This is a genomic window from Roseiflexus sp. RS-1, from assembly GCF_000016665.1.
Lineage (GTDB): Bacteria > Chloroflexota > Chloroflexia > Chloroflexales > Roseiflexaceae > Roseiflexus.
Genome location: NC_009523.1, coordinates 1,208,411 through 1,227,243 on the forward strand (window position 1 = coordinate 1,208,411; position 18,833 = coordinate 1,227,243).

The 18,833-nt window shown below is 61.2% G+C and carries 17 protein-coding genes; 2 read left to right on the forward strand and 15 right to left on the reverse strand.

Features of this window, described 5'->3' with window-relative positions:
- Positions 1-24: 24 nt before the first annotated feature.
- The 5 genes from nusB to nrdR all read right to left on the reverse strand — a co-directional run bounded on the left by nusB (position 25) and on the right by nrdR (position 3,014).
- Positions 25-453 carry a transcription antitermination factor NusB gene (nusB, locus tag ROSERS_RS05085; protein WP_011955747.1) on the reverse strand — a complete coding sequence of 143 codons (429 nt, stop codon included), beginning with the start codon at positions 451-453 and terminating at the stop codon, positions 25-27.
- On the reverse strand, positions 446-796 hold the full coding sequence (locus ROSERS_RS05090; protein WP_011955748.1) for an Asp23/Gls24 family envelope stress response protein: 351 nt from the start codon (positions 794-796) through the stop codon (positions 446-448). Before ROSERS_RS05090 ends, nusB begins: the two co-directional genes overlap by 8 nt.
- 76 nt (positions 797-872) lie before the next feature.
- Positions 873-1,619: a 3-oxoacyl-[acyl-carrier-protein] reductase gene (gene fabG, locus ROSERS_RS05095; RefSeq protein WP_041334817.1), complete on the reverse strand. Its 747-nt coding sequence runs from the start codon at positions 1,617-1,619 to the stop codon at positions 873-875.
- Between the two features lie 28 nt (positions 1,620-1,647).
- Entirely contained in the window at positions 1,648-2,541 is an 894-nt protein-coding gene (locus ROSERS_RS05100; protein ID WP_011955750.1) for a restriction endonuclease, read from the reverse strand.
- Between the two features lie 14 nt (positions 2,542-2,555).
- Positions 2,556-3,014, reverse strand: a complete 459-nt coding sequence (gene nrdR, locus ROSERS_RS05105) for a transcriptional regulator NrdR (protein ID WP_011955751.1) — start codon at positions 3,012-3,014, stop codon at positions 2,556-2,558.
- A gap of 252 nt (positions 3,015-3,266) precedes the next feature.
- Here nrdR and ROSERS_RS05110 point away from each other — a divergent pair, with 252 nt between their 5' ends.
- Complete coding sequence (locus tag ROSERS_RS05110) at positions 3,267-5,063, forward strand: SWIM zinc finger family protein (protein ID WP_041333064.1); 1,797 nt, start codon at positions 3,267-3,269, stop codon at positions 5,061-5,063.
- 382 nt (positions 5,064-5,445) lie between these two features.
- Here ROSERS_RS05110 and ROSERS_RS05115 read toward each other — a convergent pair whose 3' ends face one another.
- Complete coding sequence (locus ROSERS_RS05115; protein ID WP_011955753.1) at positions 5,446-8,190, reverse strand: glycoside hydrolase; 2,745 nt, start codon at positions 8,188-8,190, stop codon at positions 5,446-5,448.
- A 543-nt stretch (positions 8,191-8,733) separates the two neighbouring features.
- On the opposite strand from ROSERS_RS05115, the gene phoU reads away from it, so the two are divergent.
- On the forward strand, positions 8,734-9,393 hold the full coding sequence (gene phoU / locus ROSERS_RS05120) for a phosphate signaling complex protein PhoU (RefSeq protein ID WP_011955754.1): 660 nt from the start codon (positions 8,734-8,736) through the stop codon (positions 9,391-9,393).
- An 11-nt stretch (positions 9,394-9,404) separates the two neighbouring features.
- Here phoU and ROSERS_RS05125 read toward each other — a convergent pair whose 3' ends face one another.
- The 9 genes from ROSERS_RS05125 to pth form a co-directional block, all read right to left on the reverse strand.
- Complete coding sequence (locus tag ROSERS_RS05125) at positions 9,405-10,811, reverse strand: CheR family methyltransferase (protein ID WP_011955755.1); 1,407 nt, start codon at positions 10,809-10,811, stop codon at positions 9,405-9,407.
- Positions 10,808-11,848 carry a chemotaxis-specific protein-glutamate methyltransferase CheB gene (gene cheB / locus ROSERS_RS05130; protein ID WP_011955756.1) on the reverse strand — a complete coding sequence of 347 codons (1,041 nt, stop codon included), beginning with the start codon at positions 11,846-11,848 and terminating at the stop codon, positions 10,808-10,810. The genes ROSERS_RS05125 and cheB overlap by 4 nt, the downstream gene beginning before the upstream one ends.
- Positions 11,845-12,273: a chemotaxis protein CheW gene (locus ROSERS_RS05135; protein ID WP_232282769.1), complete on the reverse strand. Its 429-nt coding sequence runs from the start codon at positions 12,271-12,273 to the stop codon at positions 11,845-11,847. The genes cheB and ROSERS_RS05135 overlap by 4 nt, the downstream gene beginning before the upstream one ends.
- A gap of 26 nt (positions 12,274-12,299) precedes the next feature.
- A complete protein-coding gene (locus ROSERS_RS05140) occupies positions 12,300-12,674 on the reverse strand; it encodes an anti-sigma regulatory factor (RefSeq protein ID WP_011955758.1) in 375 nt (124 codons plus the stop codon).
- Between the two features lie 8 nt (positions 12,675-12,682).
- Positions 12,683-13,063 carry a response regulator transcription factor gene (locus ROSERS_RS05145; RefSeq protein WP_011955759.1) on the reverse strand — a complete coding sequence of 127 codons (381 nt, stop codon included), beginning with the start codon at positions 13,061-13,063 and terminating at the stop codon, positions 12,683-12,685.
- 12 nt (positions 13,064-13,075) lie between these two features.
- Positions 13,076-15,427, reverse strand: coding sequence for a hybrid sensor histidine kinase/response regulator (locus tag ROSERS_RS05150; RefSeq protein ID WP_011955760.1), 2,352 nt, complete (start codon positions 15,425-15,427; stop codon positions 13,076-13,078).
- A gap of 17 nt (positions 15,428-15,444) precedes the next feature.
- Positions 15,445-17,271 carry a HAMP domain-containing methyl-accepting chemotaxis protein gene (locus ROSERS_RS05155; protein WP_041333069.1) on the reverse strand — a complete coding sequence of 609 codons (1,827 nt, stop codon included), beginning with the start codon at positions 17,269-17,271 and terminating at the stop codon, positions 15,445-15,447.
- A gap of 94 nt (positions 17,272-17,365) precedes the next feature.
- The gene (locus ROSERS_RS05160) at positions 17,366-17,914 is read right to left on the reverse strand and encodes a chemotaxis protein CheW (protein ID WP_011955762.1); all 549 of its coding nucleotides are present in this window, start codon (positions 17,912-17,914) and stop codon (positions 17,366-17,368) included.
- 134 nt (positions 17,915-18,048) lie between these two features.
- Positions 18,049-18,702, reverse strand: a complete 654-nt coding sequence (gene pth, locus ROSERS_RS05165; RefSeq protein ID WP_011955763.1) for an aminoacyl-tRNA hydrolase — start codon at positions 18,700-18,702, stop codon at positions 18,049-18,051.
- Positions 18,703-18,833 lie beyond the last annotated feature (131 nt).

The window sequence follows — 18,833 nt, forward strand, 5'->3', positions numbered from 1 at the left end:
GCGAATGATGTGATGAATACGAGCCTATCCTTTGCGCCGCTCGCGATAGCGACTGACGACCGTGCCGAGGACGCCGTTGACAAACCGGCTCGAATTATCGCTGCCGTACTGCTTGGCCAGCTCCACCGCCTCGTTAATGATCGCCTTCAGCGGCGTTTTTTCCTCCTCATCGATCAGCGCCTCAAAGAGCGCAATTCGCAAAATAGCTTTATCGACGCCGGGCATCTGACTGACGGGCCAGTTCGGCGCAGTTTCTTCGATAATACGGTCCAGATATGACGCATGCTCCCAGGCGCCAAAGACCAGGCGCCGCAAAAAACGCTCCCCCTCCGGCGGAAGGCGCTCCTCTTCAAGGCGACGCGCCACGACCTGATCCGGCGAATGATCGGTCGCATCCAGTTCAAACAAAATCTGTAGCGCGATTGCGCGCACCCGGCGACGTAAACTAGCCATGGTCGCGTGTCTTTTCTACCGCAGCAACATCCACAATCGAAATGTTGACCGCAGCAACGTCCACACCGGCCAGTTCCCGCAGCGCAGCGGCAACTGCAGCCTGCGCAGTCGCCGCGACCTCTGCCAGACGCTTCCCCGCAGCGGCAACCACTGTGCACTCAACCGTCACTCCTGCTGCGCCAAAAGCAATCGCCGCACCTGGACCGGCGGTGATCGTCGGTCCTTCCCGGACAGTCGGCGTACCTGCCAGTCGGACGATGCCCGGCGTTTCGCGGAGAGCGGCGCGCGCCAGCGCGAGCAGGACGGGCGCAGCGACCGTCACTTGTCCCGACGGTTGCGACACGATGCGTATTTCCTCCCCGTGCATGCGCTTCGACGCGGTATTCTACCGTCTTTCAGGTTCACCGTCAAGCACAATGCTAGTTCATGACCATACCGCCATCGACGGTCAGCGTTTGACCGGTGATGTATGCGGCCGCGTCGGATGCCAGGAAGCAGACCAGATTGGCTACGTCCTGCGGCGTACCGAGGCGCCCCAGTGGAATGGCTTCGAGAATGGCGGCGCGTACCTGTTCGCCGAGCCCGGCGGTCAACTCGGTTTCGATATAGCCAGGCGCCACTGCGTTGACCGTAATGCCGCGCGACGCCATTTCGCGTGCAACCGCGCGGGTGAAGCCGATGATCCCGGCTTTTGCGGCGGCGTAGTTGCTCTGCCCCGCATTGCCGATCAGTCCCACTACCGACGTGATGTTGATGATGCGCCCGCTGCGCGCCCTGGTCATTGGTCGCAGCGCGGCCTTCGTGCAGAGATAGACGCCGCGCAGGTTGGTGTCGATAACGGTGTCGAAATCGTCTTCTTTCATGCGCAGCAGCAGTGTGTCACGGGTGATGCCAGCATTGTTGACCAGAATATCGACCGTGCCATACTGATCGAGCACCGTCTTGAACAATCGCTCGACATCGGCGGATACGCTCACATCCGCCTGAATGCTGATCGCTGCGCCATCGGCGGCGGTAATCGCAGCGACGGTTTCGTCGGCTGCGGCGGCGTTGCGCTGATAGTTGACGACGACCGTTGCACCGGCGGCGGCCAGGGTCATCGCAATCGCTCGCCCGATCCCGCGCGATCCGCCGGTGACCACCGCGATCCTGTCTTTGAGAGAAATCTGCATCGAACTGCTCCGAATCAGTCGGTCACTTTTCGGCGATCTGATACAACGTTGCGCCGTCGATCAGCACAACAGGGCGATCCTTTGCCGCTTTGATCGCGCCGGGTGTAAACTCGGTCGAGGTGATAACCACCCCTTTGGAGCACCCTTCGCGCTTCATCTCCTGGATCAGGCTTTCGACGGCTCCAGGCGCCACTTTATCGGCGACCGACAGGCGCAAATGCCAGGGTTCTTCTTTATATTCCATCCAGATATCAAGATATTTGTCTTTGTGCAGGAAGCGGTAATCTTTGAAGGTAAACCCCTGCTTTTTGAACAGATTGTTGACGTAGTAGCCGAGTTGGGGCAATGATAGCCCGCGAATATCGTCCGGCTCACGAATCGCGCCCGGTCGTTCGAGGGCGCCGCCACGCTGCTTGATCTCTTCACGCAGTGCACGGTTGCGCTCTTCAATGCGCCCGGCTGTGCTGGCGCCGAAGGTGCAGAAGACGATCAGCGAAAAACCGAAGAAGCCGCTGAGCACCATCCAGGCGTCCCACGGCGGCGTTCCCGGTTCGACCATGCCTGCCCCATTGACGCCAAACTGGGTCTGGAAAATAAAGAACCAGAGGGTTGCGGCTGCCACCAGCGACGCCAGCGCACCGGTCAGGAACCCATGCAGTGCATAATGACCGGGAACATTCCGCGCCAGCAGCAACCCGACGCCAACCGGGACGATGCCTGCCAGGAATCCGGCAAACCCGCCCACGGTGAGTGATAACGGCATCAGTATGCCGCCAGCGATCCCGTACAGCAGCACCATGATCCAGCGGATCTCGCGCAGCCCGGCGCTCAGTTCGCCGAAAAACCGCGTGATGGGACTCGCCCGGCGTTCTTCAGGAGACGATGGTTGTGGCTGATCGGACACGTCTATGCTCATCTGTTCCGTCTCTTTCAATGTCCCTGCCCCAGCAATTCGTCAACCGCTTCGCGCAGTTTCCCAATGTCGGCAAACGAACGATAGACCGAGGCGAAACGAATATAGGCAACATCATCGATGGCGCGCAACCGGCGCATGACCATATCACCGATCAGCGATGACGGCACTTCCGGCTCGTCGCGCGCCATGAGTTCGGCTTCGATGTCGTTCGCCAGCGCTTCGAGCGCCTGTGCCGGAACGGGGCGACGGTAGCATGCGGTGCGCACGCCGCGCATCAACTTTTCACGGTCGTATGGCTCGCGCTCGCCATTCTTTTTGACGACCGTAATGCTGACCATCTCGACACGCTCGTAGGTGGTGAAACGCCGCCCGCACGCTTCACACTTGCGCCGTCGGCGGATCGTTTCGCCATTGTGGAGTTTGCGTGTGTCGATGACGTCGCTGTCGGGATGCTGACAGTAGGGGCACCGCATCGGTCTTGAACCCTGGTTGCGCTCTGTTCCTTTCCTTCGACGAGGCATTATAGCATACAACCGGCGCACGGCGCAGCGGAAGGAAACCGCCGTGGCACGTGAGCGCTGCTTGTCAGTGGTGGTGAATTGAGTAGACGGACGATGGTCGGAAGACCGTAGAGCGCAAACGGCGCGGTCACACCCATCTTCCTGGACGACGTGGTACAATCCGGTATGGAAACATGCCCATTATGTGTGCCCGGAGGAGTTGACGTGTCACGATTGCCGGATCTGGATAAGCAGCAGATTCGCGAACGCGCCGGAGCGCAATCCTGGACACGCGGGCTGGCGTACTTTGCGCAGGGAGCAGTCCGCCAGGTCGTCTGGCGGGAGGGAGTCCTTACCGCTCAGGTCGTCGGTTCTCACCACGAACTGTACCGTGTGACTGTTCGCTTTGACGCGCAGGGCGCCATCATCAACGCCGAATGCACCTGCCCGTATGACTGGGGCGGCGATTGCAAGCACATTGTGGCGACTCTGCTGTACCTGCTCAACCGACCCGAGCAGGTGGAACAGCGACCAGATCTGACCAGCCTGCTTGCCCCGTTGGACGCCGAACAACTGACCAGACTCGTGGTGCAACTGGTTGCCGTGCATCCCGACCTGATCGACGATGTTGAGGAATTGCTGGCGACGCTCGCAACCCCGTCCACGAGCGCCACTGTGTCTCTGCCGGTCGATCTGGCAGTGCTGCAACGTCGGATCAGAGCCGATATGCGTCGCCTGCTCAGAGACTACGATACCGGTGACTACTATGAGGATGTCATCGATCTGGGAGAGGCGTTGATGCCCGCAATCGAGGTCGTCGGCGATCTTTTGAGCGCCGATGATGCACGTGGCGCCCTTGCCGTTCTGGAGGCGGGAACGATTGCCTGGCTGGATGGATGCCAGTGGATCGACCACGACTCCATGGGTGACGTGATTGGGTTCGCCAGCGATACGCTGGCGACGTGGGGCGAGCTATGGGCTGAAGCGCTGCTCCGCGCCGACCTTGAGCCGCAGGAAAGCCAGCGCTGGGCAAGAACGTTGCAGACGTGGAATGATGCTCTGGGGGGCGGATATGCGCTGCTGATCGCTGCTACGGCCGCTGAACAGGGCTGGCGCTATCCGCCTCTCGTCGCGGCAATGCAGGGTCACCCTGGCGAGCACGGCATCTGGGAAGGAGATCGCCCCAGGTTCGCCGACAAACTCGTGACCATTCGCCTGCGTATCCTGCAAGCGCGCGGCCGCTATGAAGAGTATCTCAACCTGGCGCGGGCTGAGCGGCGATTCCTCGATTATCTGAAGATGCTCGTGACCCTGGGCAGACGTGAAGCAGCTGCGGCGGAAGCGCGCACGTACCTGACCGATCTCGGCGACATTCTTGCCATCGCGCAAACCCTGATCGACCACGGTGACGTCGAAAAGGCGCTCGATCTGGCAACCCATGGACTGACCCTGAATGCGCCGCACCGCCAGAGAGAAGGTCTCGCCCGGTGGTTGCGTGATGAAGCAGCCCGCCATGGACGCCGTGATCTTGCGCTTCACGCTGGCTGGATCGCACTTGGCGCGTATCCCCTGGCAGAGCATTATCGCTGGTTACGAACATGGTTGCACGACGAGTGGGATCGTCATCGTGAGCAGGCGCTGCAAACGGTCGAACTGGCATCCGCCAATATTAATAATATTGATGAGCAGGTGGAGATCTACCTTATGGAGCAGATGTTCGATAAGGCGATGGCGCTGGTTGAGAAAAATCCGTGGTCGAGCAAACTGGGTCAGGTCATCGATGCTGTCAGGGCGACCCATCCTCGTTGGGCGTTTGAACAGTGCTATCGCCAGGCGGCTGCGATCATGGACAGGGGGCTTGCCTCAGCGTATATCAACGCCATTACGTGGCTGCGGCAAGGACGGGACATCCTCCTCGTAAGCGGTCAGCACGATGTCTGGAATACCGTCTTGAACGATCTGATCCAGAAACACTACAAGAAATACAAATTGCGTCCTATGCTGGAGCAGTTGAGACGGTAACGTTGGAACGCACATTCCAACGCGCTATTATGGTCTTTGAATACATAGTCCGCTCTCTCCCGTGCAGGCGGGCTTTGTCCTGCATAGTCGAGGGCTTCTCGTAGCCGATAGCCGATGGTCGATAGCCGATGGTCGATAGTCGATAGCCGATAGCCGACAACCGAATGGTTAACAGGGTCACCGTTGGAGTTCGCGTGGCGCGCAGGCGGGCTTCGCATTCCATAGCCGAGGGCTTTAGCCCGACGGCTGGCGCGGGATAGCGGATTTATTTCTCAATCTCCATTTTAGTGGCGCCGTCACCGTCAAACTGTCAACCGATGGTGCATCAACTACGAAGAAACCGGTTGTCGGGAGGGCGCGCACCCCACGACATGTCCGACGTTCAACCTTGCAGATACCGCACCCAGCACAGCAGCAGGTACGCGGCTGCGGTGTTGCGGGCGATGCCGGAAGGTTGTTCACCTGCGCCGCCGTAGAGACGAAGGGTGCTGACGATCACCCGTCCATCGCCCCACGTCAGTTCAGCAGCATAATCGTGAACCGCCGCCGTCCGGGTGTCGATCCGGCGCAGGATCGGGCGGCTCAACCCGCCGAGCGGTTGCGTATCGAGCGCATGGTCGGTTGCGCACCCAAAGAACTGCAATCCGGCCCATCCATCGTGTGGGAAGTCGCCCCACGCCGGATGCGGCTCACAGAGTCGCAACGCTTCGCGCCAGAACGGCATCGCCGCCGTTGCAACCGGTCCTGGAGGACCGTCGCCGTCCTGGATCAGCACAACACGCCCTCCGGATCGGGTATACGCCGATAATGCGCGCGTCCAGGCGCTGGCGACAACAACAAATGTCGATCCGCGCAGATTGATGCGCGCTCCCGCGTCACCCCGCAGATCGCCATGCAGGACTTCCACTGCCTGCGGCGCAAGACGCGCCAGGTCGCGCAGCCGTCCTATCGGATCGTAGAGTGCGACATGCTGCACGGATGCCCAGAAATCGGCGGGGAAGAACCAGAGTGACCACGCATTTTCTGTCTGTTGGGCGCCGACGCTCAGCGTTACCTGCAAGGTTGCACGCAGTGGCGCGCTCACGTCGGGCGCAGTGAACTCCGCCACGCCGATTTCGCGCACCTCTCCCGGCATCAGGTCGCGGTCGGTCGTTACTTCACCGGACGCGAACGGCGGTCTGTCGTCGAAGGCAATGCTCCAGACCGCGCGCGCCGGCCCGCTCTCCGCGCCGTAGTGCGACGCGATCAGATGTGGACGGACGAGCGCGCCGGCGGTGTAACTCCAGACATCCCACCACGCCACGCGATCGCCGCCGCGCACCCAATCGCGCCGCCGATCCCACCCGATGAGCGCCACCAGGTCGCCGTTGAAGCGTCGAAATTCGGTGGGATCGTATTTGAGCGCTCCGGTTGCGTCCCACATACCGGCGCTGGAGATCGGCGTATCCGCTTCACCGGTGATGACATAGCCGGAAATTTCGCGGTAGGCGCGTGTCAGTTCGACCGTCCACTTGCGGTGAAGCAGTCCATGGGCGTAGGAAATGGCTTCGAGTTCGGCGCTGCGCTCCCACAATCCCTGGGCGCGCAGCCGTTCCTCAAGGAAGGGCGCTTCGTTCATCCAGCGTGCACCGGTCGGGTTGATCGTCTCATCGGCGCTCAACCACCAGGGACGCGAACCATCAACGTTGCGGTAGCGCCGCAGATCACGAAAGGTGTCATAGTCGCAGTATTCGCCGAACAGCCAGGGGTGCGCCCCGCGCCAGCGCGGTGTAAAAGCGTCGAGAAGACCGCGAAAGAAGTGCAGGTCGGCATAGAAATGGTAATCGTAGTACTGAGCAAACTCGTTGAGCAAGCCGCCATACGCCTCGCCTGAACCGCTGTTATCGCGCACCAGCGCCTCGCCGCACATACTGCGCGTCATTGCGTACAGCGAGCCAAGGATGTCGGCGCCGACGTCCTTTCCCAGTTCACACCCCAGGCTGTAGATCACGACCGACGGATGACGGCGCGCCTGGCGGATCAGGCGTTCGTATTCGACGTACACCTGCTGGCGAAAGTGGTCGGTCACGCGGGGCAGCCACATCGGCAACTCGACCCACACCAGCATGCCCATTTCGTCCGCCAGATCGAAGTAGTACTGCGGCGGGAACCACAGGCAGCACTTGATGCCGTTGTACCCCAGGCGCTTCAGGCGCTCGAAATCGACGCGCACCCGTTCCACGCCGGGATTGGGGGCGAATGTTTCCCAGCGCCATCCCCACGACAGGATCATGCGCGGGTAGATTGGTTTGTCGTTGAGCCGCAGCATTGTTCCGTCCGCCTCGAACGAGCGCAACCCGAAGCGCAGTTCAACCCGGTCGTCGTGACCAGCGCGCAGCACAGCGCGGTAGAGCGCGGGGTCGGCGGGCGACCAGGGGCGCGGATCAGGAATAGGACCGTTCATCCGCAGCATGTAGCGTTCTCCAGTCGGCGTGTCCTCACGCACGGCATCTTCTTCGGCAGACAGAATGAACCCGCCGTCGGGTCGGTACAACTCCAGCATTACCCGCGCCGGACCGTCGAGCTCTGCTTCCACGAAGACATACCCATCGGCTGAACCGCGCACCCATGCATCGAGGAAGCGGGTTCCGCCAGCAGCGACCAGCGCAACCTCCTGCCAGATTCCACCGTGGCTATGCCCCCAGACATACGGCAGAAAACCGGCGAGGGTCTCGCGCAGTGGGAAGCGCCCCGGCTGCGACGGCGACTCCGGTCCTCCCGTCAGGCTTGCCGGTTTTTCAACGCGCACCAGCAGTGTGACGCACTCACCGGCTGCCGCTGCATCGCCAAGCGCCAGGTCGAATGTGTCCCACATGCCGGTGTGTGTGCCAATACTGCGCATCTCGCCCGAATCGCGCGCAATGAATGCTTCACAATGGTAACTGACGGCGCCAAAGCGCAGGAAGAGACGACGTCCTGCCAGTTCTTGCGGAAGAACGAATGTCGTGCGATACCACGCCGGACCGGCGCGATCCTTCGGGAAACCGGCATCTTCCCAACAGCCAGGAACGGTGATCGGCGTCCAATCGGATTGATCGTCGAAACGAAATTCCCAGGGACCGGGAAGCGGCATGTGATAGGAAAGCATTGGAACCTCGTATCACAGAAACGGCGCAGAAAGGGGCGCATATCCGCCGGAACGTATTGTACACGATACACTCATACGCAAAGCACGTCGGTTGACCGCTCACTATTCGCAGAAAAAGAGGCGGCAGCACCCACCTGGCAGGATGAGATTACAGGTAGAGCGTTTTCTGGCGTCTCCTGGTCTCGCACTCCCCACGTGGGGCATCAGGAAGTCCAGTTCCATCCTCTCCTGTGCACGCTTACAGGGGTAGATGTTTGGGCAAGCCCCTGCGCGCCATCGCCCGTTTCAGCCATCAGCACGCCCAAACGCCCCCTTCTCCCCTTGTGGGAGAAGGGGGTTGGGGGGATGAGGGACAAAGGCGCACGGAAATGCAGAAAATCGCTCTTGAAAGCCCCCGTTCGTCGGGTCGCCGAATCTGTTCACCGGATTGCGAAGCATTTCTTCGCACGATACGCTGCCGGGTGTATGATAAAGAGTGCGAGGGACCAATGGCGGCACATGGTGCAGCGCAGCACCCACTCCCTCGCGCTCAGGAGGTGATCTATGCGAGCGCGAGTCCACTTCGATGAGGATCTGGAAACATTGACGGCGGAACTGTACAATCTCGGCGATATGGTCATCCAGGCGATCCGGGAGTCATTCCAGGCATTGAGCAGGCGTGATATGCAACGCGCACAGCGCGTGATTGAGCACGATAGGGAGATCAATCAGGTCGAGCGCGACATCGAGGCGCACGCATTGAGACTGATCGCTACCCAGCAACCGGTTGCCTCTGACATGCGTCGGTTGATTGTTGCCATTGAGATCGCTGGCGAGCTTGAGCGCATTGCAGACTATGCCAAAGGGATTGCCCGGATGGCGCTGCGCGATACGCCTGCGCCAGAACCTGCGCTTCCTGCTGAAATGGAACGTATGGCGCGGATGGCGATGGCAATGCTTCAAAAAGCGCTCGATGCCTTCGCTGCCAGAGACAGCGCCACCGCTGAGATGCTTGCTGCGGACGACGATGAAGTCGACCGGCTGTATGAGTGTGTGGAAACGATGCTCACGCACCAGATGGCACAGAACCCTCTCACCGTTGCGTGGAATGCAGGCTTGTTGTTTGCGGCGCACTACCTGGAGCGAGTCGCAGATCGCGCGACGAATATCGGCGAACGGGTGGTGTACCTGGTAAAGGCGCAGGTGGTGGAGTTGAATCCGTGATGGTGTTCACGTCACGAGCCTAACGCTGCCATCCGATTGCGAATAAACATCTGGAGTTCCGCTGCTGTCGCGCCGTTTAGCGAAGGAACCGGCGCGTCCGGCTGAAGGGTTGCGAGTGAACGGAGCAACCGCTGGTATGCGCGACGCGCATCATCGGTGTGACCGGTGCGCTGCAAGATGCCCGCCATTGCCAGCGATGCAAGGTACAGTGTGTGATCGAGATAGATGGCGCGTCGGTAGGCGGCGAGCGCTTCATCGAAACGCTCCTGTTGCTCCAGAATCTGTCCGGTGAGCAGATGCGCCTCAGCGCGCAGCGGCTCACGCTGGATAATAGTCGCACACAGGCGCAACGCTTCTTCCAGATCGCCGCGATCGGCTGCCTGCCGCGCGGCTTGCAGGTCGTCGAACGCCTGAGCGTCGGCGTCGGCGGCCCTCACCGGCGCCGGTTCAGAAGATGACAACGCAACCGGCAGTGCAGGGAGATCTGACGAAACATCGCTGGAAGAGACATTCGGCAGCGAAACGGGCGTGGTGCGCGCTGGCGAAAGCGGGGGAACCGCCGTCTCATCGAAGAGCGGTGCGTTGAGCGGCTTGCGATAGATGACCGTACCCGGACAGTTGATCACCTCGAAACGGGCAAAAAAGTCGGAACGCGCCTCGGCATGCCCGACGATCAGCCAGCCACCGGGGGTGAGCGCCCGATACAGGCGGCGCACAACTGCGCGAATCGTCTCGTCGTCGAAATAGATCAGCACGTTGCGACACAGAATGACATCCTGCATACTTGTGCCGTTCATCACGGCAGGATACTCGTCCTCGACCAGGTTCAGCCGCGTGAACAGCACCTGACGACGGATGTCCGAACGAATCCGCCAGCGCGCGACTTCGACGGGTTCAAAGTAACGATCACGCACTGTCGGCTCTGTCTCGCGAAACGACCACGCGCCGTACACCCCCGCGCGCGCCCGTTCCAGGAATCCAGCATTGATATCGGTTGCCAGGATGGTGATCTGCCAGTTGTCGAAATCAGGAAGCGTATCGCGGAGCAGGATCGCCAGCGAGTACGGTTCTTCTCCTGTGGAGCAGCCGGCGCTCCAGAAACGCAGTGACCGGATCGCCTCCCGTCGGGCTATCAGGTCGGGAATGATCCGATCCCGCAGCGCGGCGAACTGCGAAGCGTTGCGGAAGAAATAGGTTTCACCGACGGTGACGCTCTCGATAATCGTATGCAGCACGCGCTCGCTGGCAACCGCAGCAGTGTACAGCGCTTCGAGCGACGTGCAACCGGTGGCGGGCAAAACCGACATCAGGCAGTGGTGGAGATCGTTCTGCCGATGGTCGGGAAAGTAGAGACCGCTGCGGGTCAGCAGCAGATCACGAAATCGCCGAAAGAGATCGCTCGTCAATGTCGTGCTCATGCAGGTATCAGCGTCAGTATGTGCGGTGCGATCTCGTCAAGCGCCGCCACCTGCACCACCGCGCCGGCTTCGACAGCGCTGCGCGGCATGCCGTAGACAACGCAACTCGCCTCGTCCTGAGCGATGGTGACGGCGCCTCGGTCGCGGAGTTCTTTGAGACCGCGCGCCCCATCGTCTCCCATACCGGTCAGAATCACACCGATTGCGTGTGCGCCATATGCCTGCGCTACCGAATGGAACAGCAGATCGGCGGAAGGGCAGTACCGGTCTCCGGCGAGCGCCGGACGCAACTCGACAAAGCCGCGCCTGCCCGCCAGCAGGTGAAAGCCGTCCGGCGGCAGGTACAGGCATCCAGGCGCCAGACGTTCGCCGTGGGTCGCAACCCGCACCGGCAGCGGCGTCGTTCGCTGAAGCCAGTCCTGGAGCGCCGCCACGAAATCACGCGCAATGTGCTGCACCAGCAACACAGGCAGCGGAAACTGCGCTCCCAGTCCGCTGATAACCGTCTGCACCGCCGCCGGTCCGCCGGTCGATGCTGCAATCGCCAGTACCTGCGCAGCGCCCGGCGCCGGCGCCTTCTGCACATGCCCTGTTGAGGATCGCGGAGGCACGCGCGGTGCGAAGCGTGTGACGACCCGCACGCCCGCCATGATCCGCAACGTTTTCAGAAAGGTCTCGCGCTCGTCAGGATCGGCGTGACGACCTCCCGGCTTGCGAATGACGGTCAGAGCGCCGGCTGCCAGCGCGTCGATCAACTTCTTCTCGCCGGCGCTGGCGCTGATCAGGACAATCGGCGTCGGGCAGCGCTGCATGATCTCGCGGGTCGCCTCGTAGCCATCCATTAGCGGGAGATGAATGTCCATAGCGATCACATCTGGGCGTAAACGTAGTGTCTCCTGCACCGCCTGACGACCATTCCCCGCCACGCCAACCACGGTGAACGAGTCGCTCGCATTGAGCAACCCAACCAGCAATGCGCGCTGACCGGGCGAGTCTTCCACCAGCAGCACGCGGATCGGCGACGCCGCCTTGTTCACAAGACCATCCTTCGCAGTTCAGCAACATTGAACACCAGGCATGATCGTTGTTCCAGATGGATGATGCCGCAAAAGAGAGCGCCCGCATAATTGTCGCGCAACGGATGGATTGCCGACGACGGATGCTGCGCGAGACCATACACTTCGTCGACCAGCAGACCCAGCGCCGGTGTCGTGTGATCCTGATCGTCGCCGATAATGACGATATGGTTGGTCACGTCGTAGTGCGGCGGCTCTCCGACCAACCGCCAGCCATCGATCACCGGCAGATGGCGTCCGTTCAGATTGATCAGTCCGCACACTTCCGGGCGACTGTCGGGGACGGCGGTCAGCGCCGGCAACCGCACCACGCGCAGCGCGTCATCGAGCGGCAACGCATAATCCTGCACCCCGATGCGACAGACCACCAGTGTCTGCATTGTCATCTGAGTTTCCATCGTTTATCGTCAGGCTATGTGTGAAAACGCAGGGTCAGTTGGCCGGCCGCCTGATTCGTCGTCAGTACATTGTCGCCAACCAGCGCCTGGACATCGTGTGTGAGATGCGCCAGCGTATTGCCGTCCCGCCGGATGCTGTCGGAAATGCACTGCACTTCGATCACGCTCCACCCGCGATGACAGGACAGGCGAAACGTAAAATGCGCATTCCAGTGATGTTCGAGCGCCACACGCGCGATTTCGCTGACCACAGCAGTCATACGCGCCTGCGATGGCAGGTTGAAACCGGCTTCCCGCGCCATCTGCCGCATATGCTGGCGCACGAGTACCACATCGTACCCTGACGCAACACGCACCTGGTGCGTATCCGGAGCCATGCTGTGTGCCATATGAAACCTCACGTCTGCGTCAACACACCGAGAGCGCGCAGCGACTCGATAAGATTCTGTTCGGCGAACTCGTCTTTGGGAATGTAATCGTCGGCGCCGGCCTCCAGCCCGGTCTGCGCACTGCGTGCATCTTCTCGATGCGTGAGCATGATGATCGGCACGGCAGATGTTGCCGGTTCCTGCTTCAGGCGCTGGCAGAGGGTATATCCATCGATGCCCGGCAGATCGATGTCAAGCACGATCGCTGTGGGACGCAATGCACGGGCGCACTCCCACCCCTGGATGCCATCACGGGCAATATCGACGCGCGCGCCGCAGCGCTGGAGTTCGAGCTGAAAGCGCAGCGCCTGCGTCCGGCTATCTTCAACGATCAGGATGTGTGGCGTCATTGCTTCCCCCTCTCATATCAGACGAGCGATGGTGTCCAGCAATGTTTGTTGATCAAATGCACGCTTGACGATATACGCATCCGCGCCGACGGTCACCCCGCGTTCGCGGTGTTCCGGCGCATCGAGCGATGTCACCAGCACAACCGGCAGGTGTTTGAAACGCTCACCGGCGCGCAATTTCTCGGTCAACTCAAAGCCGTTCAGTCGCGGCATATCAATATCGCTGATCACAAGATCGCATCCGCCATTCGTGGATAGACGCTGCAAAACATCCAGCGCTTCGACGCCGTCGGTCGCCAGATGCACCTGGTAGCCAGCCGCTTCGAGAATGTTCTTCTCCAGCATCCGTGTCGTCAGCGAGTCGTCCACAACCAGGATCTGCGGTATGCGCCGCTGTTGACTGATATCAGGCGTCACCGGCGCCGGCAGACGCTGCGCCCCCGATGCCGCCCGTACAATATCAACCGTGTCCAGAATTGGCGCGATTGCGCCATCGGGCAGGATGGCAGCAGCGGCAATGAACTGCACCCGCCTGATCGGAAACGGCAACCGGTGCACCACCAGTTCTTGCTCACCCACCACGCCATCGACCAGACACGCCACCTGGCGTTCGCTGCCGCTTCCCAGCAACAGTGCCGGACGGCGCTCCTCGCCGCGTGAGAATGATCTCATCCCATCACCGGCTTCCATCAGATCCGCCAGATGCACCAGCACCACCGGACGACCGTCCACGAGAACGACCGTCCTGCCTTCAAGGACGCGCACGTCGCCGGGTTGGACTGCCACAATCCGCTGGATCGACTCCAGCGGCACGGCGCATGTGTGTTGCCCGAGTTTCACCAGCAAGCCGTGGGCGCTGGTCAATGAAACTGGGACGCTCAACACGAAGCGACATCCTGCACCTGGCGCGCTGTGCACCTGAATCCGGCCCTGCATTCGCTCGATATGCGAATGGACGATATCGAGACCAACCCCGCGCCCTGACAGATGGCTGGCCGTTGTGCGTGTCGAAAAGCCCGGCAGGAAAATGAGATTGGCAACGTCGGTCGGCGTAAGACGCTCCAGATCGGTCGCCGTCAGCAAACCCAGTTCGAGCGCCCGACGTCGGATAGCCTCATCGTCCAGCCCGGCGCCATCGTCGGCAACCTCAATCGTCAACCAGTCGCCGTCAACGGTTGCATTCAGGCGAACCGCCCCCCGCTCCGGTTTGCCATGGCGCTGGCGCACCGTGGCCTCTTCGATGCCATGATCAATGGCGTTGCGCAGGAGATGGGTGAGCACTTCACGCAGCGTGTCGAGCACCTGACGATCGGCTTCCGCGCCCCCATCGTCGAAAAACAGATCGACCGGTTTGCCGGCGCCGCGACTGACATCGCGCGCAACCAGACGCAGTGGCTGAAAGATCGTTCGCAGCGGCAGCATACGAGCGCGCCGGATCTGGAGATGCAGTCGGTCGGTGACCGCGCTCAACATCGATTGATCGGCAGCAAGATCACGCGCACATGCCGTCAACTGTTGATCGATCTCATCAATCAGTGCCGCTGCACGGGTTAGTGCGCCTGCCAGTTGCTGAAGGTCACGCTGCTGAAGCCCGTCGCCAGAGCGTTCAGGGGTGATTGGACGGATGTCCAGGTGATGCACCACCGGGTGGAAGGCATTGCTGCGCGCCTGATACTGTGCAACCAGCGGGCGCACCTGACGCCAGAGGCGTTTCCAGGGTGCCGACATGCCGCTGAGATCCTGGATGCGGCGCGCCTGAGCGCGTATTCGCATCACCCCGGTCATCAGTTCGCCGACATCGTTGAGCAGGGTGTCCAGTACCTCGATCGCAAGGCGAACGGTGGTCACCTCCCCAATGCCGGTCGGCGCCGCAGGAAGACCGGCAGAAACGACCGACGTCTCGTCGCCGGGGATTGCGGCGCCTTCTGTGCGTTCCGCCAACTCCTGTTCCGACGGCGGTTGCGCAAGGACGGCGCGCAACCGGTGAACCGTCGTCTCGATAAGGGCGTCGTCCGGCGGGTGATGGGCAATCGCCCGATCCACCAGAACGCCGATCACGTCCAGCGCGGCGTACACCGGGTCGCACCACGCTGGCGTCACGCGCAGGCGACGCTCTCGCAGCGCGGCAAACAGATCCTCGATGGCGTGCGCAATCTGCTCGATACCCGGCAAACCGGCCGCGCGGGCGCTGCCTTTCAGGCTATGCGCAGCGCGAAAAAGCTGGTCGACCAGCGCGCGATCATCGGGATGATCGGGATGCTGCTCCATTTCGAGCAACAATGACGCGATTGCGGCGCGATGCTCCGCCTGCTCTTCGCAAAAGGCGGCAAAGACCTGCGCCATGATGTCATCGTCGTTCTCCATACCGCCGCACCTGCCTGCTAGAGTCGATACCTGGCAATCGTCGCCTGCAACGATTGAGCGAGTGTGTGCAGATCTTGCGCTGCGCGTTCCGCCTGGCGCGTACTGGCGAGCGCCTGGGTTGTCGCCTGCTGGATGGACGTCATCGCCTGAGCGATCTGATCCATGCCTGCGGTTTGTTGCTGGGCGGCGGCCGCCATTTGCACATTCGCCTGCGCTCCGCTCTCAACCTCGTTCGACATTTGATGGATCACCTGACCGGCGCGGGTCGCCAGACTCACTCCCTGCTCAACACCTTTCGTTCCTTCCTCCGTCACCATAACGGCAGCGTTGGTCGCGCGCTGAATTTCGCTCAGAATCTCACGCACCTGAACCGTTGCCGCTTTCGAGCGTTCCGCCAGATCACGCACGTGCTGCGCCACGACGGCAAAACTCTTGCCCTGCTCGCCAGCGCGCGCTGCCTCAATGGCGGCATTCAGCGCCAGCATATTCGACTGGTCGGCCAGTTCGGCGACGGTGGTGGTGATGGCGCTGATCGCCTGCGTTTGCTCCGCCAGCGAAAGGATCGTCTGGGCGATGCTCTCGACCCGCGCGCGGATCTGCCCCATGCCGTTGATCGTGTCTTCAACCGCTTTTGCGCCCTGACGCGCCACCTGAAGCGCAGTCTGGCTATCCTGCGCCACCTGCGCCGCCTGGCGCGCCGTCTGAAGCGCAATCGCCTTTACCTCTTCAATGGTCGTCGATGTCTGGGTAATCGCGGCGGATTGTTCGGTCGCCGATGCCGCCTGTTGCGTCGTGGCGGCAAGAATTTCGGCGGCGGCGGAGGCGATCGCGGCATTTGCCTGCTGAATCTGGAGCGTCATGGTGTGCAGACTGGCGACCATGGCATTCAAGCCCTCGCCAAGTTGCCCAAGCGCCCCGTTCTGGCGTACTTCCAGGCGTCGGGAGAGATCGCCCTCGGCGATGCGCCGGGTGAACGCCAGATATTCGGCGACTGTTTCTTCCAGCATCCGACGGCTCTCGGCTTCCGCCTGACGCAATCGCGCTTCGGCTTCGCGCGCCTCCGCCTCCGCAGCGCGACTGGCGCGCAGACTGGCGACCATCTGATTATAGGCAGCGGCGAGCATTCCGATTTCGTCATCCGATGACACCTGAACTTCACGCGACAGATCGCCCTGCGCCACTGCGTTCGTCGCTTCGGTCAGACGCCCGATGCTTCGCGCAATCATCGATGCCAGGGCGATGCCGACCACCGCAGAAACAACCAGCGCCACAACCAGCAATCCGGTGATCGTCATGGTGGCACTGCGGTACGCTTCCTGTGCTGCGCCGGTAGCTTCGAGCGCCTGACGGTTGTTCTCCCGCTCGAGCGCGGTGGTATCCTGGTTCAACTGATCGAATAACGGTTTCAGCCCGACGAAGACGGCCAGTGCAGATTGCGGATCATCGGTCTCAAAGATCTTTGTTCCAACCTCCTCAATATATGCGCTCCAGTTTTTGCGGATGCGCGTGTATAGTTCACGCTCAATATCCGTTACGATAAATGTTTCATACTTCTGCAACAGGGCTTCCATTTCGGTCTCGAGTTCACGCCGCTCGCTATTCGTGCGAGTCACCTGTTCGGGACGCGGATCGGCGATGCGCACCGCCGCCAGACTGCGATGCCGGTTGACAATACGCCGCATATCGCTGCTGGTGCGTGTCGCCGGCACAATATTCCCGCTCAAGTGCTGGGCGCGATCATTCATCAGATCCATCTGATAGAGCGCAATCACGCCCAGGACGATCATGAGCGCCAGTGTAAGTCCAGAAGCGCCGAGGAGTTTGAAGCGGATCGAGAGTTTCATACCATCCTCGCTCAGCACACGATGGAGATAGCAACATAACCGTCGTGCCATGCACGACGGTTTCTGGACAGGAAGAAGACGCCGAACGATAATCTCAGGCGACCGCCTGATGGTCGACGATCAGACGCGGATCGGCGAGCAGTGCAACCGGGTCGATCACGATGGACAGATCGCGGTCCACGCCACGGATCCACGAGATGGCGGCGTTTGCAGTCGTGACGGGTGCAGGGCTGAGTTCAGGCGTATCTGATGTCATATCCAGAATGCTGTCCGCCAGCAGCACTGCATCGCCGCCTGTCCCCTGGAGCACGATCAGGAACGAGCCGGGAGAAGGCGGATCGACCGGCAGATCGAGCAGTGGACGCAGATCGAGACAGGTCAGCAGACGCCCGTGGATGTTGACCAGCCCGACGATGAACGGCGGCGCGCGGAACAACGGCGTGTATGCGCGCAGCGGTTGCACCTCGCGCGCGTAACGCGCCGGAAGCGCATATCGCTCGTCACCCAGACGAAAACGGATCATCACCTCGCCGCCGGTTGCCGTGTCGGTGACATCGTGCGCTGCAAGCGCACGCGCGCGCTCTTCGAGGATAGCGCGCAGTTCGGGTTGTGACTGAAACGTTCGCAGATCGTTGGTGTTCATATGGCTCTACCTGCTTCATTGCATGATCGCCGACGCTGGCGTTTCTATAGCATCACGCCATACTATACAACAGGTGCACGACGGGTGTCTGTACAGTTCGATAACGGAATGCGATCAATTTCACAACCAGAAGTTTATCCATCAGACGCATTGCTCGTGTTCGTATCGGACGACGAGTCGGGCGCATCTGACGAGCGCTTTTGCTCACGCTTCGGCTTCGGCGGCGGCGCGTTGATCCGGTTCATCGCCACAGCCATCCCTTCACGCACGACGGTCTCCAGCGCATCCGCCGCTTTTTGCATGATGTCCGGCAATTGCGCTTCCTGTTCCGGAGTGAAACGTCCCAGCACATAGTCCGCCAGATCCCACGCAGGCGGCGGACGATCGATGCCGATCCGCAATCGAGGGAAGACCTGCGAGCCGAGCAGGGTGATGATCGAGCGCATGCCGTTGTGCGTCCCTGCGCTGCCGCGTTCGCGCAAACGAAGAACGCCGAACGGCAGATCGACGTCATCATACACAACCAGCAACTCTGTTGCCGGGTCGATCTTGTACCACTGGCGCAATCCGACAACCGCCTGTCCGCTGAGGTTCATATAGGTCTGGGGAAGCGCAAGCGCCACCCGCTGCCCGGCAATGATCCCTTCAGCAATCCGTGCATGTGCGCGTTTGTGTGTGAATTCGAGCCGGTGTCGCTGCGCCAGTTCTGAGACGACGCGAAACCCGATGTTGTGGCGCGTCCGGGCGTAGGTGTCGCCAGGGTTGCCAAGCCCAACAATCAGCCACACTTGTTTTCTCCTGCACTTGCGGCGATACTCACAGCGTTCATGATACGCGCTGAACGCAATGTGGATGTCGGTAGATTCCGGAGGGTGCGCGCAACATCAAAGGCAGGTGCAGACGTTGCCTGCACCTGCCC